The organism is Adlercreutzia sp. CNCM I-6215, from assembly GCF_977072315.1.
The window spans coordinates 1-22953 of sequence record NZ_CDRVMA010000008.1 but is presented as its reverse complement, the minus strand read 5'-3'; the positions used below and the strand labels follow the sequence as shown (position 1 = coordinate 22953).

The following is a 22953-nucleotide window of genomic DNA, read 5'->3' as shown; positions in this document are numbered from 1 at the left end:
CTAGGCGAGGGCGCGCGGGCGCCTTGGAAATGGGAAAGGAAGACTATGGCAGGAGAGATTAAGAAGCAGCGCGCTTCCTGGTCGGGGAAGTGGGCGTTCATTTTGGCCGCGGCCGCCTCGGCGGTGGGCCTGGGGAACATGTGGCGCTTCCCCTATCTGGCGGCGAAGTACGGTGGGGGCACCTTCCTGCTCACCTATGTGGTGCTCGTGTTCACCTTCGGTGTGTCGCTCCTGTTGCTGGAGACGGCGCTCGGCCGCAAGACGGGCCAGTCCGCCATCGGCGCCTTCAAGGCCTTCGGCAAGAAGTACGCCTTCATCGGCATTTTGGCTTCGGCGGTGCCCTTCATCATCACACCCTACTACTGCATCATCGGCGGCTGGGTGACGAAGTACACGGCGGCCTACCTGGTGAACGGACCGGAGGCCTTAGCCGACGGCGGCGACTTCTTCACCGGCTTCATCACCTCCAACGCCGAGAGCTACATCTGGATGCTCGTGTTCATGGCCATCGTGTTCGTCATCGTGGGCCTGGGCGTGAAGGGCGGCATCGAGAAGGCGAACCTGTTCATGATGCCGGCGCTCATCATCATGGCCGTCGCCATCGCCATCTACACGCTCACCATGCCGGGTGCTGTGGAAGGCGCGCTGTACTACCTCACGCCGGACTTCAGCAAGTTCTCGCCGGAGCTCGTGATCGGCGCCTTGGGGCAGATGTTCTACAGCCTGTCGCTGGCCATGGGCATCATGATCACCTATGGCTCCTACATGCGCAAGCAGGACAGCCTCACCTCCTCGGTCGTGCGTATCGGCGGCTTCGATCTGGGCGTGTCCTTCATCGCCGGCCTGCTCATCGTGTCCGCGGCCTTCGTGGCCATGGGCTCCGGCGACGCGGTGGCCGCCAAGGCGGGCCCCTCGCTCATGTTCGTGACGCTGCCGACGGTGTTCGTCGACATGGGCGGCATGGCCACCTTCATCGGCTTCTTGTTCTTCCTGCTGGTGCTGTTCGCCGCGCTGACGAGCGCCATCTCGCTCGTGGAGACGCTCGTCTCCATCGTGCACGACGGCCTTCAGTGCACGCGCGCCAAGGCCCTCGGCATCGTTATCGCCTTCGTGGTCATCGCCGGCGCCATCATCAACGCGGGCTACAACGGGCTGTCGTTCATCGAGCCGCTCGGGGCCGGTTCCTCGATCCTCGATTTCGCGGACTTCATCTCCAACTCGGTGCTCATGCCCATCGTGGCCCTGCTCACCTGCGTGTTCGTCGGCTGGATCGTGAAGCCCAAGACCATCATCGACGAGGTGCGCATCTCCTCGAAGTTCTCGGCCGCCGGTGCTTGGACGATCATGATCAAGTACATCGCCCCAGTGTTGGTGATTATCATTCTGGTCGCCTACGTCGCGGCTCAGTTCGGCTTCTTTTCCATGTGAGTTAGAAAGCTTCGGCTTTCTAACTCACCTCGACGCTGCGGGTCCGACAGGCACCTGCACTCGACCCTTGTTTTGGGCGCGGCGTTGGCGAAAGCCAACTTGGCCCAAAGGCGGGCCGATTGCAGGCACCTGTCGGGCCCTCGCTGTCTTCCTTGGGCGAACCTGTGAATTGCAAAATAAAGTTCTATAATGGTTTAGCTTTGAAACGCTCTTTCTAGTAAGGAATTTTAATGGTTCTCTCAATCGGTATCGTGGGGCTTCCGAACGTCGGCAAGTCCACGCTGTTCACGGCGATGACCAACAAGGGCGGTCTGGCCGCCAACTACCCGTTCGCCACCATCGAGCCCAACGTGGGCATCGTGCCGGTGCCCGACGACCGCCTGCAGGCGCTGGCCGAAATCGACCATCCGGCGAAGATCGTGCCCGCCACGGTGGAGTTCGTGGACATCGCCGGTTTGGTGGCCGGAGCGAGCCAGGGGGAGGGCCTGGGCAACCAGTTCCTCGCGAACATCCGCGAGACCGATGCCATCGCCGAGGTGGTGCGCTTCTTCGGCGATCCGGACGTGACCCACGTGGCCGGCAAGGTGGATCCGCAGTCGGACGTGGACACTATCAAGACCGAGCTCATCTTGGCCGACATCGCCACGGTTGAGAAGGCCATCCCGCGTCTGGAAAAGGAGGCCAAGCGCGATAAGTCTGGCGCGGCGAAGCTGGAGGCGGCGCGCAAGGTGCTCGCCGGCCTGAACGAGGGCCATCGCGCCCGCACGCTGGGGCTGACCGAGGACGAGGTCGCGGCCATCTACGAGCTGCACCTGCTCACCATGAAGCCGATGCTCTACATCGCGAACGTGGACGAGGACGCCGTGGACGCCGAGCTGCCCGAGATCGACGGCTGCACCCCGGTGCCGATTTCGGCGAAGGTGGAGGCCGACATCGCCGAGCTGGCCGAGATGGATCCGGACGAGGCCAAGGAGTACATGGAAGCGCTGGGGCTCACCGACAGCGGCCTGGCGCGCCTCATCCGCGAGGCCTATCACCTGCTCGGCCTGCAGAGCTACTTCACGAGCGGCGAGACCGAGACTCGCGCCTGGACCATCCCGGTGGGCGCGAAGGCCCCCCAGGCCGCCGGCGTCATCCACAGCGATTTCGAGCGCGGCTTCATCAAGGCCGAGACGGCCTCCTTCGAGGACTACGTGGCCTTGGGCGGCGAGAAGGGCTGCCGCGACGCGGGCAAGCTCCGCCAGGAAGGCAAGGACTACGTCGTCCAAGACGGCGACGTCATGCACTTTAAGTTCAACGTGTAGCCCTGGTTGGGATTTGAATGCGCGAGCTGCTTGAAGAATACCGTCGCCAGCGCCGCTTGAAGCTTGAGGGAAACATCTACCACAAGACTCAGGTGGAGTTGGCTTACAACTCGAACCATATCGAAGGATCACGCCTGACCGAGGAGCAGACCCGGCAGATATTCGAGACGCGAACCGTCGACGGTCACGCCCGCCTTGCGGACATCCAGGACGCAACGAACCACTTCCGTCTGTTCGATGCCATGCTGGGCACGGCGGAGGAACCGCTTTCCCCGGAATTGCTCTTGTCCTTCCACGAGGTGCTGAAGCAGGGCACCGAGCAAGCGGCCTCCGATCCCGTTTTTGCCCCTGGCGTCTTCAAGGCGCTGCCCAATGAGGTGGGCGGCCTTGTGACGACGCTTCCCGAGGAGGTTCCCGGACAGTTGGCGTCGCTCATCGAGCGCTACGAAGGCGGCTCACGCGCCTTTGAGGATATAGTGGATTTCCATTACCGTTTCGAACGCATTCATCCGTTCCAGGACGGCAACGGCCGCATCGGTCGCATGGTGCTGTTCAAGGAATGCCTCCGCAATGGTGTGTTGCCGTTCATCGTTCCCGACGATAGGAAGCATTTTTACTATCGCGGCCTAGCGAACTACGAAGACGAGCCCGGTTGGCTGCTTGACACCTGCCGCGCCTTCCAAGACGACTTCGCCGCCCGCTTCCTACCTCTAGTGCCGCATGTGCATTTGTCCTGATGCTGCTTGAGCTGCGGGTAAAGACTGAGTGTGATTGACGATGTCGGAGGGAAAAGCCAAAGATTCCGTTTGGAGTGCGCCCTTTGTCATTCTGATGGCGGTAAACTTCTTCCAGTCGATGGCGGCGTTCATGGCCAATGCCACGTTGCCGGTGTTCGCCGACTCGCTGGGGGCGACGGCTTCCATGGTGGGCGTCGTCGTGAGCTCGTTCACGCTGTCGGCGCTGCTCGTGCGGCCCTTCGCCGGCCCCGCCTTCGATAGCTTCTCGCGCAAGCGGCTCCTGCTTATCGCTCAGGGCATCATCTGCCTGTCGTTTTTCGCCTACGGGTTCGTCGATTCGCTGGGCGTGCTCATCGCCATCCGGCTCTTCCACGGCGTGGGCATCGGGTGCAGCGGTCCTCTGGCGATGTCGCTCGTGTCCGAGTACCTGCCGGCGACGAAGTTTGCCAGCGGCATCAGCATTTACGCGCTGGCGCAGTCCTTCGCCCAGGTCATCGGGCCGGCCACGGGACTCTACCTGGTGGATGCTGTAGGATTCTCGGCAGCGTACTTCCTGGCTGCGGCGCTTCTGGTGGTGGCCATGGGCGGCATCTTCGCCATCCGCGAGCCCTATCGCGAGCGCCTGCCCTACCAGCTGAAACTCTCCCGCATGTTCGCCCGCGAGGCCGTGGGCAAGGCGGCCGCCCTCATGCTCATCGCCGTTTCGTTCTCGTGCATGGGCTCCTACGTGGTGCTCTACGGCTATGGGCGCGGCGTGGCGGACATGGGGCTGTTCTTCGTGGTGTACGCGCTGTGCCTGGTGGTGACGCGGCCGGCTTTGGGCGGCCTTGCCGACAGGGTGGGAACGCCCCGGGTGCTCGTCTTCGGGACGATCTGCTTCGCTGCCTCCTATGTAGCGCTCTTCTACGCGCAGGGCTTGCCCGGCTTTCTGCTCGCCGCCGTCATCGGCTCGGCGGGGTTCGGCTGCTGCGCGCCGCTTCTTCAGTCCATGGGGCTCGCCTCGGTGGGCATCGACCGGCGCGGGGCGGCCAGCAACACCATGTTCACGGGCCTCGATTTGGGAATGCTTGTGGGGCCGGTGACCGGGGGCGCGGTAGCCGAGGCTCTGGCGCCTGCGGCCGGCGGCATCACGGGCGGCTACGGGCTCATGTGGCTCGTCATGATCGTGCCCGCCCTGGGCACGCTGGCCATCGCTCTGGGATGGAGCCTGCGGGGGAGAGTCCAGCGCCGCTAAAAGATGCGCGAGACACGGAATTGCATTATCATGGCGAGCGGATCATTTGAATGGAAGGAGAGCGGTATGGCGGAGTTCAACGAGCACGATGGGCGTGGCGGTCGCGAACGAGGGCGCGGCGGTCGCGATATGCGTCGTCCGAATCGGGACGAGCAGCGGGAGGAGCGGCGGCGCGAGGCGGCGCGGCATACGGGCCTCATGAAGGCCGCCTTCGGGCGCGAGACGGACGAGGCCATCGAGAACGCGCGCATTTACGAGGAAGGGGAGGGGCGCTCGCTTCTGTGGGGCGCCGAGGCCGCTGCGGCCGCCGAGGCGGCGAAGCGCGCAGCGGAGATGGCCGAGGCCGACGCCGATGGCGCCCAAGCGGGGAATGTCGAGGCTCGCGAGGTGGCCGAGATCGCCGAGGAAGACGCCGAGGCTGCGGAAGCCGAAGAGGCGATGGTCTCCGATGGAGCCGCGGGCGCTGCGACGCCTCAGGCTACGGAGACGACGGTCAAGGTCGTGACCTCTTTCGCCCCCGAGGCGCTCTACCGCGATGCCACGGGCAAGACGATGATCGCGGATCCCGGCGCCTTCACCCGCCCCGGCGGCGCCTACGAGGACGGCGCCTTCGGCCCGGAGCAGATCCTGTGCTCCGAGAGCAACCTGTACCCGATCCTTGTAGCCCACAAGCGCGACTTCTACGACAAGAACCGTGACTACCGCCGAGGCTCGCTGTTCACCGACCGGGCTCTGTACGTGCCCGAGGTGCTGTTCTCCCGCGGGGGCGATGTGCGCCGCGCCGACGTGCTGGTCATCGCCGAACCCGTCCGTGCCTTCGCCCTGGAGAACCACCGTTCCGAACGCGAGTGCGACAAGGCGCTCGCCGACCGCATCGAGGCCATCTTCCGCATCGCCGCCGCCAACGGCACTGAGACGCTCATCGTGGGCGCCTTCGGCTGCGGTCGCAACGGCTACCCTGTCGAGCAGGTGATCGAGCTCATCCAGAACTGGATCGCGGAACACCCTGGCGCCGTGCCGAACGTGGTGTTCGCCGTGCCGCGCATGCACGCCGATGCCTTCCGCGAGGCCTTCGGCGCCCCGGAGCCCGAGCGCCCCGCGCCGGTCGTTGTCGCCGAGGGCGAGAACGACCGCGAAGGCGATGACGAGGACTGGCGCAACGTGGAACTGCCCGAGGGCGTCACGCTGCGCTAAGGATGGCTGCTCCTTGAGGGGCAGAGCATAGAAGAGAACGAATCGGGCGGCGTGTGGCTTCGGCGCGTCGCCCGATATAGTACAGAAGGCGAGTATGGAAGTAACGAAAGTCGCAGAGATCGAGGAAAAGAGCGCGGAAGCGGCGGTGGATTCCGAAAGCGTTGTCGCCGAGGACACCGAGGATGTGGGGCCGGGCCAGCACCTGTTCGGCGAGCCGCTTGAGATGTACCTTCTGCGCGAGCCGAAGCTGGCCGTGGCCTTCTCGGGCGGCTGCGACTCGGCGCTGCTTCTGGCGGCGGCGAAGCTGGCGGGGTGCGAGGTGCGCGCCTATCTGGTGAAGACTGCCTTCCAGCCCGATTTCGAGCTTGATGACGCCCGTGCTGTGGCGGCGGCGCTGGATGTGCCCCTCACGGTAGTGGAAGCGGACGTGCTGGCTCAGGAGGCTATCTGCGCGAATCCCGCCGACCGCTGCTATCTCTGCAAGCGCTTCATCTTCGACGAAGTGCGTCGGACGGCGGCGGCCGATGGGTTCACGGTCATCGTGGACGGCACCAACGCTACCGACGATCCCGAACGGCGCCCCGGTTTCAAGGCGCTGGCCGAGGCGGGGGTGGTGTCGCCTTTGCGCCGTGCCGGTATGACCAAGGCCAACGTGCGCCATGTGCTTGCCAGCTTGGAGGAGCGCTTCGGCTTGGCTCCGGGCGCGCTCATGTCCGCCAAGCCGAGCTTTCCCTGCCTGGCCGTTTACGTGCCCCAAGGCGAGTCGATCACGGAAGCGTCCCTGAAGGAGGCCGCCCGAATGCGCGGACTGTGAGTCGCCCGCTCTGTTAAATCTTCGCGCTCGGTGGGCACGGGGAGCGTGGGCGGCGCGGCTTTTGCTATCATGGAGCGGTTGACTTAACGAACCGGGAGTGCCGGGCGCAACGGCGCGGCCGTTCCCGGAGAAGGAGCGCGATTCATGACGCAGCATCTTTCTGAGACCGACGTGCGGGGCATCGCCGAGTACGCCCGCATCGGTCTTACGGCCGAGGAGGTCGTCACCATGACGGCCGACCTGAACGCCATCATCGACAGCTTGAAGCCCATCACCGAGTTCGAGCTCGACGGCGTGGAGCCCACGTTCCATCCCATCGGCGACCTCTCCAACGTGATGCGCGAGGACAAGATTCGCGGAAGCTTCACCCAGGAAGTGGCGCTTGAGAATGCCCCGAAGCAAGCTGACGGCAGCTTCCTCATCCCGTCCATTTTGGGAGAGGGGGGTGACCGCTAATGGCGCGTGCTTTCGGAGAAATGGGCATTCGCGAGCTTCAGGCGGGTCTTGCCGCCAAGGAGTTCTCGGCCTCGGAAGTGGCCAAGGCCACCTTTGCGCGCATCGCCGCCGCCGATGAGACGGTGCATGCGTTTCTGGAAACCACCGAGGCTCTGGCGATTGACACCGCGGCCCGCATCGATAAAGCCATCGCCGAGGGGCGCCTCGCCGAGATGGGGCCGCTTGCCGGCGTTCCGGTGGGCTACAAGGACAACCTGAACCTCACGGGCACCCACACCACCTGCGCTTCGAACATGCTGCGCGACTACGTGTCGCCCTACACGGCCACCTGCGTGGAGAACACCCTGCGCGCCGGCGCCATTCCCATCGGCAAGCTGAACATGGACGAGTTTGCCTTCGGCGGCTCCACCGAGACCTCCGCCTTCGGCCCCACGCGCAATCCGTGGGATTTAGAACGGGTGCCGGGCGGCTCCTCGGGAGGAAGCGCCGCGGCTGTGGCAGCGGGGTTTGCGCCCGTGGCGCTCGGGTCGGACACCGGCGGCTCCATCCGCCAGCCCGGCTCGTTCTGCGGGCTCGTGGCCGTTAAGCCCACCTACGGCGTGGTGTCGCGCTACGGTGTGGTGGCCTTCGGCAGCTCACTGGACCAGGTGGGTCCTTTCGCCCGCTCGGTCGAGGACGCGGCGCTCGCGCTGAACGCAATCTCGGGCCGCGATGAGCTGGACTGCACGAGCCAGCCGTGCGACGTGGACTTCGCAGCCAACCTCGCGCAAGGCGTCCGCGGCATGAAAATTGGCATCGTGCCGGCCTTCATGGAAGCGGCCGGCCTCGCCCCCGAGGTAAAGGCGAAGGTGGAGGAAGCCGCCTCGGCCTTGGAGAAGATGGGTGCCCAGCTGGTGGAAGTGGAGCTGCCCCACGCCCAGGCGGCCATGAGCGCCTACTACGTGCTCGGCCCCTGCGAGGCCTTCAGCAACCTGGCCCGCTTCGATTCGGTGCGCTACGGCTACTGCGATCCGGGCCACAAGGACTTGGGCGGCCAGTACGAGGCCAGCCGCGCCGCCGGCTTCGGCGCCGAGGCCAAGCGCCGCATCCTGCTTGGCAGCTATCTCCTCTCTTCCGGCGTTTACGACACCTACTACTACCCGGCTCAGCAGGTGCGTACCCTCATCACGGGCGACTATGCGGCGGCTTACGAGAAGGTGGACGTCATCCTCGCGCCGGTGGCGCCGCGCACGGCCTACAAGCTGGGCGAGATCGGCGACCCCACTGAGATGTATCTGGGCGACATGTTCACCATCTCCATCAACATCGCCGGCAACGGCGGCCTGTCCTTTCCCGTGGGCCTCGGCGCCGACACGGGGCTTCCCGTGGGCGTGCAGCTGATCGCCCCCCCATTTAGGGACGCGAACATGTTCCGCGCGGCCGCTGCTTTGGAGGCGGTCTACGGTCCGGCTCCGGTCGCCCCCGATTTTGCCGACGGAAAGGTGGGTGCGTAAATGAAGACCCTCGAAGAGGTATTCGAGACCTGGGAGGCCGTCATCGGTCTGGAGATCCACGCGGAGCTGACCACGCTGGAAACCAAGATGTTCTGCGGCTGCAAGTTGGAGTTCGGCGCGGCCCCCAACACCCACACCTGCCCGGTGTGCCTGGGGTTGCCCGGGGCGCTTCCCGTGCCCAACCGCGCGGCCATCGAGTCCATCGTGCTGGCCGGTCTTGCCACCAACTGCGACATCGAGAAGCACTCGATGTTCTACCGTAAGAACTACATGTACCCCGACATGGCCAAGAACTTCCAGACCACCCAGGGCCCCATCGCGTTCTGCATGCGGGGCCACCTCGACCTGGACGTGGACGGCCGGGGCGCGACCGAGCGCTACCGCCTGGACGCGCTCGCCCCCGGCGAGAGCGACGGCAACATCACCCGCACCGAGGACGGCTACGTGGCCCACGTGGGCATCACCCGCATCCACATGGAGGAGGACGCCGGCAAGATGGTGCACCTCGGCGGCGGTGAGGGCCGCATCGCCGGGGCCACCCAGTCGCTCGTGGACTACAACCGCGCCGGCACGCCGCTCATCGAGCTGGTGACCGAGCCGGATCTGCGCACGCCGGAGGAGGCGCGCCTGTTCATGCAGAAGCTGCGCCAGATTTACCTGGCTCTGGGCATATCCGACTGCTCCATGGAGGAAGGTTCCCTGCGCTGCGACGGCAACGTGTCGCTGCGCCGCCGCGGCACCGAGGCCTTCGGCACCAAGACCGAGCTGAAGAACATGAACTCCTTCAAGAACCTGCACGACGGGCTGGCCTACGAGATCTGCCGCCAGGCCGAGGTGCTCGAGGAGGGCGGCGTCATCTACCAGGAGACGCGCCATTGGGATCCCTCTGCTAAGCGCACCATCGTCATGCGCGTGAAGGAGACGGCCGACGACTACCGCCTGTTCCCCGAGCCGGACTTGGCGCCCTACGACTTGTCCGACGAGTTCATCGAGGGCGTGCGCGCCAAGCTGCCGGAGCTGCCCGACCAGAAGGCCGCGCGCTTCGCCGCCGATTTCGGGCTCACCTCCTACGATGCGCGGCATTTGGTGGACCACCGCGCCACGGCCGACTTCTTCGACGAGTGCATGGCGCTCGCGAAAGCCGAGGCGGACGGCAGCAAGTTCGCCAAACCGCTCGCGAACCTCATCATCAACGACGTGGCCGCGTGGCTGAACGCCCACGAGGGCACGCTGCTCGCCGACACGCCGCTGACGGCGGCCCGGGCGCTTTCGCTTGTGAAGATGCTTGCGGATGACACTATCTCCTCGAAGCAGGCCAAGGAGGTGTTCGCGGCCATCATGGACGAGGACAAGGATCCCGAGGCCATCGTGGAGGCCCGCGGCATGAAGCAGGTGTCGGACACCGGCGCCATCGAGGCCGTGGTGGACGAGGTCATCGCCGCCAACCCCGATGAGGTGGCCCGCTACCGTGACGGCAACACCAAGGTTATCGGCTTTTTCGTCGGCCAGTGCATGAAGGCCATGCGCGGCCAGGGCAATCCCAAGATCATCAACGAGCTTCTGGCGAAGAAGCTCGCCGAGTAGGAGCAACCATGGGCATCTTCAAAGACGAGAACGGCAACAGCTACGGCGACTGGACGCACCGCGGCCAGGGGCGCACGCGCGAGAACGCCAACGACATCGTGGGGACGGGCGACGAGAAGAAGTGGTACGACCAGACCTTCTGGATCATCTTCTTCCTCGTGGTGCTGTGGCCGGTGGGGCTCGTGCTCATGTGGAGGGGCGCCTGCACGTGGCACGTGGCGGTGAAGATCGTCGTGACCATTGTGCTGGTGGGCATGGTGGCGCTGTCCTACCAGATGTCCCAGGCCGTGATGGCTGCTCAAGGGACGATGGGGGTATAGCAGGTCGTCCGGGCGTGGGTACGGGATTATCCCCCGTGCTCAAGCAATGGCTCGCTCGGCGGAACAGCCCACTGGGCTGTTCCGTTCGCTGCGCAACCTGCGCGCGGGGGACAATCCCGCACCCACGCCCTATCCAATCATTTTCCCAGATGAAAGCCTGCTATCGGGGTCGCCGATGGCGGGCTTTCCCTATTCCGTATGCCGTTTCCCCTTGTGCGCGCGGGCGGCTTCGGGCATCATACTGACCCACGAAACCCCGCCGGGCGTTGGTCGCTCGGCGCTATCCAGTCGGGCGATCCGCGCCCGACATCCGGAAGACCGAACCCGAACGAGGAGCAGTGATGGCGAAGAAGAACATTCCCTACGACCAGAAGTACTACGATCCCGAGATCGAGTGCATGCCGCGTGCCGAACTGGAGGCCATGCAGCTTGAGCGCCTTCAGGAGATGGTTCGCTACGCCTACGACAACACGGTGTACTACAAGCGCTCCTTCGACGAGGCCGGCGTGAAACCCGAGGACATCAAGACCCTCAAGGACTTGGAGAAATTCCCCTTCATCGACAAGAAGACCGAGCGCGAGACCCAGCACGTGGGCAGCTTCTTCGGCGAGATGTGCTCGGTGCCCGAGGAGGATGTCATCTTCATGGCCACCTCGTCCGGCTCCACGGGCGTGCCCACAGTGAGCCCGTTCACCCAGGAGGACTTCGATCTGTGGCAGGACACCGAGGCGCGGCTGTTCTGGCAGGCCGGCATGCGCCCGACCGACCGCTACGTGCACGGCCTGAACTTCGCCCTGTACGTGGGCGGCCCGGACGTCATCGGTGCCCAGCGCTTGGGCGCGCTCGCCATCTGGGTAGGCGCGGTGCCGAGCGACCGCCTCATCTTCGTGCTGCAGCAGTACCAGCCCACCATCATCTGGACGAGCCCGTCCTATGCCTGGACGCTCGGCGAGAAGATCAAGGAGAAGGGCCTCGACCCGCGTACCGACTTCTCTATCCACACCATCATCGTGGCCGGCGAGCCGGGCGGCTCCATCCAGAGCACCCGCGAGGCCATCGAGGAGCTGTGGGACGCGAAGGTGGTCGACTTCTTTGGGCTCTCCGACATCTACGGCGCCTGCGCGGCCATGTGCGAGGCGAAGGACGGTCTGCACATCGTGGAGGACCAGATCCTCGTGGAAACGGTGGATCCGGTCACCGGCGAGGTGCTCGAGCCGGGCAGCGTGGGCGAGCTGGTGTACACCACGCTCATGAAGAAGGCTCGTCCCATGATCCGCTTCCGTACCGGTGACATCGGCTACTTCTCCACCGAGAAGTGCGAGTGCGGGCGCACCTTGGGCCGCATCCACATCACTGGCCGCAAGGATGAGATGTTCATCGTGGGCGCCGTGAACGTGTTCCCCTCCGACGTGGAGTACGTGGTGCGCGCCGAGAAGGGGCTCACCGGCGAGTACCTCATCCGCGTGTACGACGAGAACTTCTCCACCCGCTACGAGGTGTCCGTGGAGCGCGCCCAGGGCTCCGACGAGCCCTTCGACGCCGTGGCCGCCCGCGTGACGGCGGCGCTGAAGGCCCACACCGGCGTGAAGCCGGCCCGCGTCATCGTCTACGACGCCGGCAAGCTCGGCACGTCCTCCGAGCACAAGGCGAGCCGCTTCATCGACGAGCGCGGCAGCGCGAAGTAAGGCAACGAACGTGCAAACCGATGGCCGGGCGGGGCGTTTTCGTCCGGCCATCGGGTATCATTCCATTTGAAGAGATCCCACCGAAGAAGGGAACCTACATGACCTCTTACGACTTCGCCATTTCCGGGCAGCACTACCTGTTCGACGTGCAGTCCTTCGCCCACACCATCCTGGCGGCCGGCGGCGACGCCTTCTCCTACGCGCTTTTGGACCGCACGACCCAGGGCGTCATCGACGACGTGGCCTCCGGGGCCGCCGAGCTGGGTGTCATCATGCAGACCTCCGAGACGGAAAGCGCCCTGAACGGGGCGCTGGCCGAGGCGGGGCTTGCCTTCCACGAGCTGGCCGTCTCCGCGCCGCTCGTGGCCCTGCCGTCAAGCCACCCCTTCGTGAACGCGAAGAGCCTTACCCTCGAGCAGCTGGCCGACTTCCCCTATGTGTACTTCGATCAGGGGGAGGACGCCCCCATCGCCTTCTTTGAGGAGGCGCTCTCGCAGGTGCCGCGCGCCAAGAAGGTGGCTTGCACCGATCGCGCCTCGCTCACCGAGCTCATCATGGCCATCAACGGCTACACCGTGACGAGCGGCATCCTCGTGGGCATCACCGACGGCAGCGCGCTCACCACCATTCCGCTTGAGACCGACCTCAAGCTGCACCTGGGCTACGTGACCGCCGACAACCGCGAGCTGTCCGTCATGGGCGAGCGCTTCGTAAGCCATCTCGCACGCAGCTTGGACTTGTACGCGAACCGATAGGGAAGAGCGATGCTGCCAGTGAGGCAACGACAGGTATAATGAAGGGACGGGCGAGAGACCCGTCCCTTTCTTTTCACGTAAGGAACCACTATGCTGGAATTCATTTGGCATGCCCGGGGTGGGCAGGGGGCCTTTACGGCGGCCCGGTGCCTGGGGGCGGCCGCAGCGCTGTCGGCAGGCGCCTATGCGCTGGCGTTCCCCACCTTCGGCCCCGAGCGGCGTGGCGCCCCCATGCGGGCGTTCACGAAGATCGACACCGCTCCCATTGGCGACCGCAGCGCCGTGCATCGGGCCGCGTTCGTCATCTATTTGGACGAGACGCTCGTGGAAGACGGCTGGGAGGACGAGCTCGCCCCCGGCGGCCTCATGCTGCTGAACACGAAGCGGGCCCTTGACGACCCGCGCATTCTGGGAATCGACGCCGACGGCATTTCCGCTGCCGTGCTCGGCCGCCCCATTCCCAACACGGTGTTTCTCGGGGCCATTCCCGCGCTCACGGCGGCCGTGACCATCGAGGACATCCATGCCGGCATCTGTGCCACCATGCCCGAGAAGCTGCACGCGAAGAACTTACGCATCGTGGATGCCGCCTTCGCCGAGGTGGCCTCCCGCGAGATCGCCGCCACGCGCGATTTGGTGGCCGCCGAGCAGGCGGCGACGGATGTGACCGCCGTGCTTTCCGAGAAGGACGCCATGTTCTCGCTGGCCGCCGAGATGCTCGTCGAGGGAGAGGGGAGGGATTTCGATGTCCGCGATTGCTAGTCAGAGCCGCCGCCCCTTCACGCCCACGTTGCGCGAGGAACTCGCCGTGCGCCCGAGCCAGTTCGCCCGTTCCACGTGCTTTGAGGCGGGGCACCTCACCTCGGTGAACGCCGGATGGCGCAGCGTGCGCCCCGTCATCGACGCTGAGCAGTGCACGCTCTGCCTCAACTGTTATATGTACTGTCCTGACGGCACCATCGCAAAGGTGCGCGACGACGAGGGCGCCTGCGTGGCCGTCGTCGTCGACTACGATTTCTGCAAGGGCTGCGGCGTGTGCGCGAAGGTGTGTCCCGTGCCCTGCATCGCCATGGTGGACGAACATGCCGGCGAGAACGAGGGCGCTTCCGAGACGGCCGAGACCCTGGACGAGACCTCGCCTTCGGCCGAGATGGGCCCGGCGACGGAAGGAGGCGCGGCATGAGGAAGTTCCTTTCCGGCAACGAGGCCTTCGCCGAGGGGGTGCGGCTCGCCCGGCCCCAGGTGATCTCCGCCTATCCCATCACGCCCCAGACCACGGTCGTGGAGGCGCTCGCCTCCATGGTCGAGGACGGCAGCCTCGCCTGCGAGTACCTGCACGTGGAGAGCGAGCACACGGCGCTCTCCGCCGCCATCGGCGCGTCCGCTACGGGTGCGCGCACGTTCACGGCCACCTCGTCCCAGGGGCTGCTGTATATGGCCGAGTGCCTCACCTACGCCTCGGGCGGCCGGTTCCCCATCGTGATGATGAACGCGAACCGCGCGCTCGCGCTGCCCTGGAACATCTACGGCGACCAGCGCGACTCGCTGTCGCTGCTCGATCATGGCTGGATCCAGGTGTACGCCGAGAACAACCAGGAGGCGCTCGATCTGGCGCTCATGGCCTATGCCGTGGCGGAGGATCCGCGCGTGAGCCTGCCGGTGATGGTGAACGTGGACGGCTTCGCGCTCACCCACACCTACGAGTCAGTGGAAGTTCCCACCGCCGATGAGGCCGACGCCTTCCTGCCGCCTTACCGCGCGGCCAACAAGTTCGATTTCGAGAACCCCGTGAACATCGGCTACTCAGCCGGCCCGGACTTCAATCGCTACTACCAGTACTGGCACCACCGCGACATGCTGGCCGCCGAGGCGGTGGTGGAAGAGGTGGAGGCGCTCTTCGCCGAGGTGTTCGGCCGGGCGTATCCCGGCATGGTGGACGCCTACCTTTGCGAGGACGCCGATTTCGTGCTCGTCACGCTGGGCTCGGCGGCTGGCCTTGCCCGCGATGTGGCCGACGAGCTGCGGGCAGCGGGCAAGCGGGCAGGTGTCTTGCGCATCCGCTACCTGCGGCCGATGCCCGATGTCGCTCTTGCCCGGGCGCTTGCCGACGCGGCGGCCGTGGGCGTGTTGGAACAGGACATCTCCTTCGGCGGCACCGGCACCGTGTACGCCAACGTGCTGGCGTCGCTCGCCCGTGCGGGCATCGCGCGACCGAGCGCGAACTTCATCGGCGGCCTCGGCGGCGACGATATCAGCCGCGAGGCCGTGCGCGGCGCCTTCGCGCGCCTGGAAGCGCTGGCAGCGGGGGAGGGCGCCTCGGGTGAGGTCGTCTTCCTCGGCATCGAAGAGGGAGAGGAGGACCAGCGATGACGGTGAACGCGCGCACCATTACCGACGAGGAGTTCTTCTACGGGCACAAGGCGTGCCCCGGCTGCGGAGGCGCCCTGGCCGTGCGCCAGGCGCTCAAGGTGCTCGGCCCCCATGCGGTGGCGGCGCTGCCCGCCGGCTGCATGAGCGCCACCGGCTTCAACTTCCCCCAGTTGGCCTTCGGCAACAACGCGATGATCACGCCCTTTGCGGCCACGGCGGCGGTGCTCTCGGGCATCGAGGCGGGCCTGCGCGCCCAGGGGGCGGCGCCCGAGGACGTCACCGTGGTGGGTTTCGCCGGCGACGGCGGCACGGCGGACATCGGCTTGCAGGCGCTCTCCGGCGCCATCGACCGCAACGACGACGTGCTCTACATCTGCTACGACAACGAGGCCTACATGAACACGGGCATCCAGAAGTCGAGCCTCACCCCCTTCGGCGCCTCCACCACGACCACGCCGGCCGGAAAGCACGAGCACGGCTGTCTCACGCAGAAGAAGAGCCTGTTCGACATCGAGGCGGCCCACCGCATCCCCTACGCGGCCACGGCCTCGGTGGGATATCTGAACGACTTTATCAAGAAAGTGGAACGAGCGCGCGATATCAAGGGCACCCGTTTCATCCACGTGATGGCGCCGTGCCCCGTGGGCTGGGGCTTTCCCTCGGCCGACATGGTGGATGTGGCGAAGGAAATCGTGGATACGGGCCTGTGGTACCTCGCCGAGTACGAGGGCCCGGCGCTCACGGGCACGCCTGGCGGCAGTTTCCGCCTGAACCGCGACCCCAAGCAATTCAAACCCATCGAGCCCTACCTGCGCCGCCAGGGCCGCTTCTCCGCCGACGACGGAGCCGATCTGGCCCTCATCGAGCGCGCCCGCGACGAGCGCTGGTCCTACATGCGCGAGACGTGGGGGTAGGAAAGGGCCGGTGCTGCGAGTCGCGCCGTTTTCGAGCGCTGAGGGCGCGGGTTCGTCTCCGAGGTTTGCCGCGCGAGAAGATGCGCTATAATGGCTTGCGGCCGGACAACCCGGCGAACGTTAAGCGCCCATGGCTCAACGGATAGAGCAACGGACTTCTAATCCGTAGGTTGTAGGTTCGATTCCTACTGGGCGCACCAGAAAAGAAAACGGCCCCGTCGCAGTGACGGGGCCGTGGCATTTCTGGAGCGGGTGACGGGAATCGAACCCGCGTTATCAGCTTGGAAGGCTGGAGTTCTACCATTGAACTACACCCGCAAAGGTAGAGGGGATTATACCCCAATTGATTCGCCTTCCAAAACAAACCCGATGAATATTCCATTAAGCGGCAACATCGTAGGATCTAAGGAAATTCATATAGCGGATGCCCAGCCGACGCCGGTCGTGAGCACGTAGTCGGCATACGGGTCGAGTGTGTATCGGTGCTCTCGTGACCTAAGAGCACCGATACGGTCTTGATGTTCTCCCCATTGGCGAGGTTCAGCATCACGAAGGTACGGCGAGGGGCGTAGGGCGTAGGGTACTCTTGCGGAAAAGTTTTCGCGGCCCTTGCGCGCCGCCCGGTTCCCGGCCGAGCATCCGGGCATCGAGGACGCCGGGGGCTGGGGCCGCGCCCGTGGAGGTCGGATGGCGACGGGGGAAGCTGTCCCGTTGCGGCGATGTTCCGCTTTCGGGAACGCATGGTTTCTGGGCGATGACGGCTTGCGTAGAATAGGGGCATGGAAGAAACGGAAAAGACATACACCGCTTGGGGCCTGGACGAAGGCGAGCACGAGGCGCAAGGATTGAAGCCCATGCTGACGCCCGAAGGACAGGTCGAACTGCTGAAGGCGAAAGGCGTCACGTTCGATCGCTGCAGCGAGGAGCAGGCCATCGAGGCGCTGTCGGGCAGGGACACGTTCCTGCACACCGCCGCGTACTGGAAGTTGTTCCAGGTTCACCGCGAAGGAGGCAAGGCGGGCCAATACGTAAAGCTGGATTTCGCAGACTTGCTTGACCTCGATGCATTGGACGGCAGGTTGAGACGCACGTTCCTCGCCGTGACGGGCGACATCGAGCGGATCGCCAAGACGAGGCTCATCGCTAGGTTGGCCGACGATCCAACAGAAGACGGGTACGGCATCGTTTCAGAGTTCATGCAAGGCCAGAGAGCCACTTACCGCAATTCAATAGCGCGGGGGCTAAAGGCGCGTGCAGGGAGTTCAGGAGGTGCCGACACTTATTCAGGGAACCTCATCGAGCATTACCGCTCCGCGATGCCGGTGTGGGTGTTTCTGGAGGTAGTTCCCTTCGGCACGCTGCTGGCCTTCCTTCTGTTCTGCGCTGACCGTTGGGGCGACAAGGCGCTTGAGAACAGGCATTACGAGCTGACAGGTGTTAAGGCGGTGCGCAACTGCTGCGCCCATCAAAGCTGCATCATAAACGGCTTCACAGACGGGAACCGCGCAAGCCATGCACCCCGCTACAGAATCATGGAGTGGCTGTCGGGGAGAGAGGTTGGAAGCGCCAGAGCTCGCAAGGAGAAGATGAGGAACGAGGGGATGCAGCAGCTAGTGACGACGCTGGCGGTGTTCGACACTATCGAGGGTCAGAGATCATCCGATACAAAGGCTGCGCTCGTCGAGCTGTCGGGTGCTTTGAAGGACCACTGCCAAAGGTACGGAGAGCAAAACGCCTTCGTGTCGTTCCTGTCGTTTCTCGCCAAGACAATTGACGCGGTGCGGGATATTTGAGAATATAATCGCACGTAGAAAAACCGCAAGGTTTTGCAAGGGCCGGTCCTGTTGGGACTGGCCCTAGTTTTATCTAGGCGTGTTCCAGGACCCCGTCGAGGTTCGCCGCGCAGGTCTCCACGATGCAGCGCACGGCTGCCAGCTCGGAGGCGGTTATCCTCCGGTTGTCGGCCTTGTCCTCAAGCATCTCAAGGAGCGATGCCGCGCCTTCCAGCTTCCCCGAGGACTGCACCCTAACGTTGACGAGCTCTTTCGGCGGGGCGTATTCTGCGCTTGCTGCCATGGGGCCACCTTTCCGTATTCGGGATGAAGAAGATAGTGGCCCCAGAGAACGTGCGGCAACCTAGGTGGCAGCACCGAAGGGCGGCCCTTTCCAAGGGCCGGGATCGGATCCGCGCGACTGCCTTTGGAGGATCGGGTGTCGCGAACCGGTGTCGATATCCGGAGGTTTGGAACTCCGGGGCGACGAACTGCCTGAAAAATGCACGAGATCGCGAGTTGTAAGCGTCCCGAGGGTGCGAATGACTCGGAACTTAAGGCTTGCAAATCGGCTCCAATTCGCTGACCAGGCATTTCTCAATAGCTTTTCAGAGCACGGGTCTTCATCGGCGGGATCGGACGCTTATAGCTCGCGATCTCGTGCATTTTCGGGGTGCTTCGGCGACTGAGCGGGGCGCCCGCGTTAGCGAACCTCTGCCAAATAGGCGTTGGCGCTGCGGGGGAACTCGCGCTTGAAGGCCTCCTTCAGCAGGCGCTTGCCGGCAGCGCCCGGCGGCAGGGGAGAGCGGCTCTTCTCGAAGCCGTCCTCGACGAGGAGCCAGCCCTCTCCGTCGCGCTCGAGGGTGAGGGAGCGGTCCTTCTTGAACGTCGCCAGAGTGAGCGACTTCAGTCCTTTGTCGGCCGGAGCGTTGAAGAGCTTGGCCTGGGCCTGCTTCACGGGAACGAGCTTCATAGCGACCTCCTGTCGGGCGCGCCTCGGCCGAAGGTCGGGTACCGGGCCAGGTCGCAGAGATGCTTTTCGCGATGATTGTACGCGTTGCCAATGCTCCTTCGAACGGCCCGTTTTTTTCCTTCCCCGAACTGTAACGCGCGCCGAAGAAAGGACGGCCTGTTCCGCCGATCGGGCACGGCCGGCATCGGTCTGCTATAGTGGCGTCGGGAAATGGGCGCCGGGCATGTCGGCGCAGTTGATAGGAGGTTTTCATGGAAATCGTCGTCGCGAAACCGGAGCAGGTGGATGCCATGGTCGCTATCACCGAGCAGGCCCGGGCCAACATGGCCGCTATGGGCATCGATCAGTGGCAGTGCGGTTATCCCGACCGGGGTACCTGGGAGGCTGACGTGGCGGCAGGTGCCGCCTATGTTGCCCTGGACGAGGGACGCGTGGTGGCTGTGTTCCGCTACGCCGATGAGCCCGAGGCCGCTTATGAGACTCTGGAAGGGGAGTGGCTGACCGACGGTCCCTACGCCACGGTGCACCGCTGCGCCGTGGATCCGGCCTGTCGGGGGCGCGGCATCATTGGAAAGCTCTTCGCCTTCGCCTGCGAAAAGGCGGCTGTCGACGGCATGGTTTCCGTGCGCATCGACACCCATGCCGACAACGCCCCTATGCGCCGGGCGGTGGAGAAGTTCGGCTTCGTCCCCTGCGGCGACATCACGCTGACGGAAGGCCCCGAGGCCGGCGCCCCGCGCATCGCCTTCGAGAAGGTTCTAGGTTAGGCGGTCGAAAACGGGGGCTTCAGCTGCATCGGGAAGGCGAAAGCGTGCGGATGACTTTGCGGGCGCTATAATGGCACCCGACCAGAGATTCGGGGAGGCATCTATGACCGCGACGCGCATCTACACCTACGACTCCACCTTGCGCGATGGGGAGCAATGCGAGGGCATCACGCTCTCGCTGGCCGACAAGCTCGCCATCGTGCGGCGTCTCGACGAGTTCGGCATCGACTACATCGAGGGCGGCTTCCCTGCGTCGAACCCCAAGGACGTGGCCTTCTTCCGCGAAGTGGCGGCTATGGATTTGAAGCACGCCCAAATCGCGGCCTTCGGTTCCACCTGCAAGAAGGGCGTCGCCGCTGCCGAGGATCCCGGGTTGGCCGACCTCATCGCGTGCGGGGCGCCGGTGGTCACTATCGTCGGGAAGACGTGGGACGCCCAGGTGGAGCGCGCGCTGCAAACGACGCTCGAAGAGAACCTGCGCATGATCGGCGAGTCGGTGGCCCACTTGAAGGCGGCTGGCCGGCATGTGGTGTTCGATGCCGAGCACTACTTCGACGGCTTCAAAGCGAACCGCGACTATGCCCTGGCCTGCGTGGGGGCGGCCGTGGAGGCGGGTGCCGATTCGGTGGATCTTTGCGAGACCAACGGAGGCGCGCTGCCCTTCGAAGTGGAGCAGATCGTCGCAGCCACAGTCGCTGCCTTCCCGAGCCAGGCTTTCGGCATCCACTGCCACAACGACTCCGGTTGCGCGGTGGCCAACACGCTCGCGGCCGTGCGCGCCGGCGCCACGCAGGTGCAGGGTACCGTGAACGGCATCGGCGAGCGCGTGGGCAACACCGACCTGCTCACGGTCATCGCCGACTTGGAGCTGAAGATGGGTGCGGAATGCGTGGGGCACCGCAGCCTCGTCCAGCTTACAGGCGTGGCCCAGTACGTGGCCGAGCTCTGCAACGTGTCCATGCCCGCGCATCATCCCTACACGGGCTCTTCGGCCTTCGCCCACAAGGGCGGCTTGCACGCCAGCGCCATCGCGCGGTTCCCCGCCGCCTACGAGCACGTGAGCCCCGCCGCCGTGGGCAACACGAGCCGCACAGTGGTGAGTGAGCTGGCCGGCAAGGCATCGCTTCTGGCGAAGGCGAGAAGCCTCGGCTTCGATCTGGAAGCGGCCGGCGTGGACGTGCAGGCGGTGCTCGACGACATCAAGGCGCGCGAGGCGGCCGGCTTCACCTACGAGGTGGCCGACGGCTCGCTGGGCCTTCTGCTCATGCGCCACCTGAGGCTGTACGCGCCGGCGTTCACGTTGGAGAGCTTCCGCGTCATCGTGGACGATCGCGAGGACACGGGCGCGCTGGCCAAAGACGCCCTGTCCGAGGCCACGGTGAAGATCCACGTGGGGGAGGGGCGTTTTGTCGCCACGGGCGAGAGCGCGGGCCCCGTGGGCGCCCTGGACGCTGCCCTGCGCATGGCCATCGTGGCGTCGTATCCGCAGGTGGAGGCCATGGAGCTCATCGACTACAAGGTGCGTCTGCTCGACGAGTCCCAGGGCACCGACGCCATCACCCGCGTGACCATCACCGCCACCGACGGCGTAGACACCTGGGGCACCGTGGGCGTCTCGGAAAACGTCATCGAGGCCTCCTGGAACGCGCTCGTCGATTCCCTGGAATACGGCCTTTTCCGCGCCCGTGTACGGGCGGGGAAGTAGGTTTTCGTATCCCTCGGCGAAGATGCTCGGTTGCCTTGGATATTAGTCGGTTGGCGTTTCCTCGGGCTTCTCTTCTCGGGCCTCGGCGAGGAGGAGGTCTACCATGCGGCCGTAGCTGCGGGTGCCGTCTTGCTGCTGGTTGGCCTTCAGATAGGCGTTGTTGGCGGCGTTTGATGCCTCGGCTACGGGGCCTTCGAACTGTTTCAGGTACTCAGCGCGCGCACGGCGGTCGGCCTTCACCTCTTCCGACAGCCCGTCGTTCACGGCAACGGCCGTATCGCGATCCGCCTTGACGAGCGCCGAGAGGGCGTAGTCGTAGGCCAGCGAGTAGCCGCTGTAGCGCGTGAGCGGGTCGGTTGCGTCCTTGCAGGCGAGGTATCCGATGAAGTTCGCCTCGTCCTCGCGCATGAATCCGCACTGGTGGGCCATCTCGTGCCCCATGGTGGCGGGGATGGTGAAGAACGGCCCGTCGGTGTTGATGTTCGACTCCACGGTGAAGGGGAAGTACATGCCGGCGATGTCGGCGTAGCTCATCAGCTCCGAGAAGAGCACGGGCTTGGGAGGGGAGTACAACGGACGGGCGAGCGCCGGATAGCGCTCGGCCAGGGCCTCCATGTTCGCGACGGTCTCGTGGGAGTAGGTCCAGAAGCCGCCGCGGGATTCGGCGTACTCGTCGGGAATCGCGGCCATCTCGGTATCGGTTCGGGCGGTGCCTTCGGCGCCCGTCGTCGCGTCGCCGCCATTCGCCCCCGATTCCTTGGTTGCGCCGGCTGCCGCAGTTACCTCGGCGCGCGTCTCGTTCATGTTAGCGGCCAGGTTCTCGCAGAGCGCTGTCAGCTCTGCGGTGGAAGATTCCCTCAGCTCGAATCCGGCGTCCTCGGCGAAGGTGTGGCGGTAGTAGTTCAGCCCGCACATGAGGGCGAAGATGCAATAGGCCACCGATAGCACGGCGAGCATTGTGGTCAGCGCGCGCCACAGCACGAACCGCCGCCGACCGCGCCCACGTACGAAGGCGACGAGGTAGAAGCCGAGCCACCCAATGCAGAACGCGAGTGTCGCCACCACGACCCACTGCGCCACCGAGAACGGCGCCAGCGACGGCAGAAACCCCCACGCCGACGACAGCCACGGGTAGACGCCCCGCGAGAACCACGCCTCGGTCAGCGGCGAGTTCGCGCTCGCCACCCAGGTCAGCACAAGCGCCGCCACGCCCGGCATCAAAAGCCAGAGCCGCTTTAACCGGTATGTCTCGGATTTTTCCATAGACGCTATTATGCAGGTGTGCGGGGGCGCAAGCAAAAGAAGACTTACATGGTAATGGTTTTGTTTCCGTGTTTGAGAACCCAAAGACCCGCTGTTAAACCACCATTGACATATAGCCGTACCTCTCCCCGATGCTGACGCGGTTGGCCAGGCTCAGGAAGGGATGCGACTCCAGGTGCGTCAGC

At 65.0% G+C, this 22953-nt stretch carries 22 protein-coding genes and 2 tRNA genes; 20 read left to right on the top strand and 4 right to left on the bottom strand.

Going from position 1 to position 22953, the window contains the following annotated elements:
* The first annotated feature begins 45 nt into the window (after window positions 1-45).
* From ACW4LP_RS07400 to ACW4LP_RS07320, 17 genes are all read left to right on the top strand, one after another.
* Window positions 46-1428: a sodium-dependent transporter gene (locus ACW4LP_RS07400; RefSeq protein WP_041714440.1), complete on the top strand. Its 1383-nt coding sequence runs from the start codon at window positions 46-48 to the stop codon at window positions 1426-1428.
* 230 nt (window positions 1429-1658) lie between these two features.
* Window positions 1659-2732, top strand: coding sequence for a redox-regulated ATPase YchF (gene ychF, locus ACW4LP_RS07395; RefSeq protein WP_161127424.1), 1074 nt, complete (start codon window positions 1659-1661; stop codon window positions 2730-2732).
* Window positions 2733-2749: 17 nt separating this feature from the next.
* A complete protein-coding gene (locus tag ACW4LP_RS07390) occupies window positions 2750-3469 on the top strand; it encodes a Fic family protein (RefSeq protein WP_161127425.1) in 720 nt (239 codons plus the stop codon).
* Window positions 3470-3509: 40 nt separating this feature from the next.
* Entirely contained in the window at window positions 3510-4703 is a 1194-nt protein-coding gene (locus tag ACW4LP_RS07385) for an MFS transporter (RefSeq protein WP_455803672.1), read from the top strand.
* 66 nt (window positions 4704-4769) lie between these two features.
* Complete coding sequence (locus ACW4LP_RS07380; protein WP_227070599.1) at window positions 4770-5897, top strand: TIGR02452 family protein; 1128 nt, start codon at window positions 4770-4772, stop codon at window positions 5895-5897.
* Window positions 5898-5991: 94 nt separating this feature from the next.
* Window positions 5992-6711 carry a 7-cyano-7-deazaguanine synthase gene (locus ACW4LP_RS07375; RefSeq protein WP_455803671.1) on the top strand — a complete coding sequence of 240 codons (720 nt, stop codon included), beginning with the start codon at window positions 5992-5994 and terminating at the stop codon, window positions 6709-6711.
* Window positions 6712-6855: 144 nt separating this feature from the next.
* Entirely contained in the window at window positions 6856-7167 is a 312-nt protein-coding gene (gatC, locus tag ACW4LP_RS07370; RefSeq protein WP_173113476.1) for an Asp-tRNA(Asn)/Glu-tRNA(Gln) amidotransferase subunit GatC, read from the top strand.
* Window positions 7167-8660 carry an Asp-tRNA(Asn)/Glu-tRNA(Gln) amidotransferase subunit GatA gene (gatA, locus tag ACW4LP_RS07365; RefSeq protein WP_173113473.1) on the top strand — a complete coding sequence of 498 codons (1494 nt, stop codon included), beginning with the start codon at window positions 7167-7169 and terminating at the stop codon, window positions 8658-8660. Before gatC ends, gatA begins: the two co-directional genes overlap by 1 nt.
* Window positions 8661-10244, top strand: a complete 1584-nt coding sequence (gene gatB / locus ACW4LP_RS07360) for an Asp-tRNA(Asn)/Glu-tRNA(Gln) amidotransferase subunit GatB (protein ID WP_173113471.1) — start codon at window positions 8661-8663, stop codon at window positions 10242-10244.
* 8 nt (window positions 10245-10252) lie between these two features.
* Window positions 10253-10564: a holotricin-3 gene (locus tag ACW4LP_RS07355; RefSeq protein WP_302223070.1), complete on the top strand. Its 312-nt coding sequence runs from the start codon at window positions 10253-10255 to the stop codon at window positions 10562-10564.
* A gap of 341 nt (window positions 10565-10905) precedes the next feature.
* A complete protein-coding gene (locus ACW4LP_RS07350) occupies window positions 10906-12249 on the top strand; it encodes a phenylacetate--CoA ligase family protein (RefSeq protein ID WP_455803670.1) in 1344 nt (447 codons plus the stop codon).
* A gap of 98 nt (window positions 12250-12347) precedes the next feature.
* A complete protein-coding gene (locus tag ACW4LP_RS07345) occupies window positions 12348-13004 on the top strand; it encodes a LysR substrate-binding domain-containing protein (protein WP_455803669.1) in 657 nt (218 codons plus the stop codon).
* Window positions 13005-13094: 90 nt separating this feature from the next.
* The gene (locus ACW4LP_RS07340) at window positions 13095-13766 is read left to right on the top strand and encodes a 2-oxoacid:acceptor oxidoreductase family protein (protein ID WP_161127431.1); all 672 of its coding nucleotides are present in this window, start codon (window positions 13095-13097) and stop codon (window positions 13764-13766) included.
* Window positions 13750-14187, top strand: a complete 438-nt coding sequence (locus ACW4LP_RS07335; protein WP_161127432.1) for a 4Fe-4S binding protein — start codon at window positions 13750-13752, stop codon at window positions 14185-14187. Before ACW4LP_RS07340 ends, ACW4LP_RS07335 begins: the two co-directional genes overlap by 17 nt.
* A complete protein-coding gene (locus ACW4LP_RS07330) occupies window positions 14184-15374 on the top strand; it encodes a transketolase C-terminal domain-containing protein (protein WP_302223066.1) in 1191 nt (396 codons plus the stop codon). Before ACW4LP_RS07335 ends, ACW4LP_RS07330 begins: the two co-directional genes overlap by 4 nt.
* Window positions 15371-16288, top strand: a complete 918-nt coding sequence (locus ACW4LP_RS07325; RefSeq protein ID WP_455803668.1) for a thiamine pyrophosphate-dependent enzyme — start codon at window positions 15371-15373, stop codon at window positions 16286-16288. Before ACW4LP_RS07330 ends, ACW4LP_RS07325 begins: the two co-directional genes overlap by 4 nt.
* A gap of 124 nt (window positions 16289-16412) precedes the next feature.
* Window positions 16413-16488, top strand: a tRNA-Arg gene (locus ACW4LP_RS07320).
* Window positions 16489-16532: 44 nt separating this feature from the next.
* Here ACW4LP_RS07320 and ACW4LP_RS07315 read toward each other — a convergent pair.
* Window positions 16533-16606: transfer RNA gene (locus ACW4LP_RS07315), tRNA-Gly, on the bottom strand.
* Between the two features lie 461 nt (window positions 16607-17067).
* Here ACW4LP_RS07315 and ACW4LP_RS07310 point away from each other — a divergent pair.
* The gene (locus tag ACW4LP_RS07310; protein WP_302223063.1) at window positions 17068-18081 is read left to right on the top strand and encodes an Abi family protein; all 1014 of its coding nucleotides are present in this window, start codon (window positions 17068-17070) and stop codon (window positions 18079-18081) included.
* 73 nt (window positions 18082-18154) lie between these two features.
* Here ACW4LP_RS07310 and ACW4LP_RS07305 read toward each other — a convergent pair whose 3' ends face one another.
* Both ACW4LP_RS07305 and ACW4LP_RS07300 read right to left on the bottom strand, forming a co-directional pair.
* The gene (locus tag ACW4LP_RS07305; protein WP_022739634.1) at window positions 18155-18364 is read right to left on the bottom strand and encodes a hypothetical protein; all 210 of its coding nucleotides are present in this window, start codon (window positions 18362-18364) and stop codon (window positions 18155-18157) included.
* Window positions 18365-18763: 399 nt separating this feature from the next.
* Window positions 18764-19033 (bottom strand): hypothetical protein, encoded by a 270-nt coding sequence (locus ACW4LP_RS07300; RefSeq protein WP_022739635.1) that lies wholly within the window; start codon window positions 19031-19033, stop codon window positions 18764-18766.
* A 251-nt stretch (window positions 19034-19284) separates the two neighbouring features.
* On the opposite strand from ACW4LP_RS07300, the gene ACW4LP_RS07295 reads away from it, so the two are divergent.
* Window positions 19285-19800: a GNAT family N-acetyltransferase gene (locus ACW4LP_RS07295; RefSeq protein WP_302223062.1), complete on the top strand. Its 516-nt coding sequence runs from the start codon at window positions 19285-19287 to the stop codon at window positions 19798-19800.
* Between the two features lie 103 nt (window positions 19801-19903).
* Window positions 19904-21505: a citramalate synthase gene (gene cimA, locus ACW4LP_RS07290; protein WP_279054826.1), complete on the top strand. Its 1602-nt coding sequence runs from the start codon at window positions 19904-19906 to the stop codon at window positions 21503-21505.
* Window positions 21506-21547: 42 nt separating this feature from the next.
* On the opposite strand, the gene ACW4LP_RS07285 is transcribed toward cimA, so the two are convergent.
* Entirely contained in the window at window positions 21548-22723 is a 1176-nt protein-coding gene (locus ACW4LP_RS07285) for a DUF3810 domain-containing protein (RefSeq protein ID WP_455803667.1), read from the bottom strand.
* Window positions 22724-22953 lie beyond the last annotated feature (230 nt).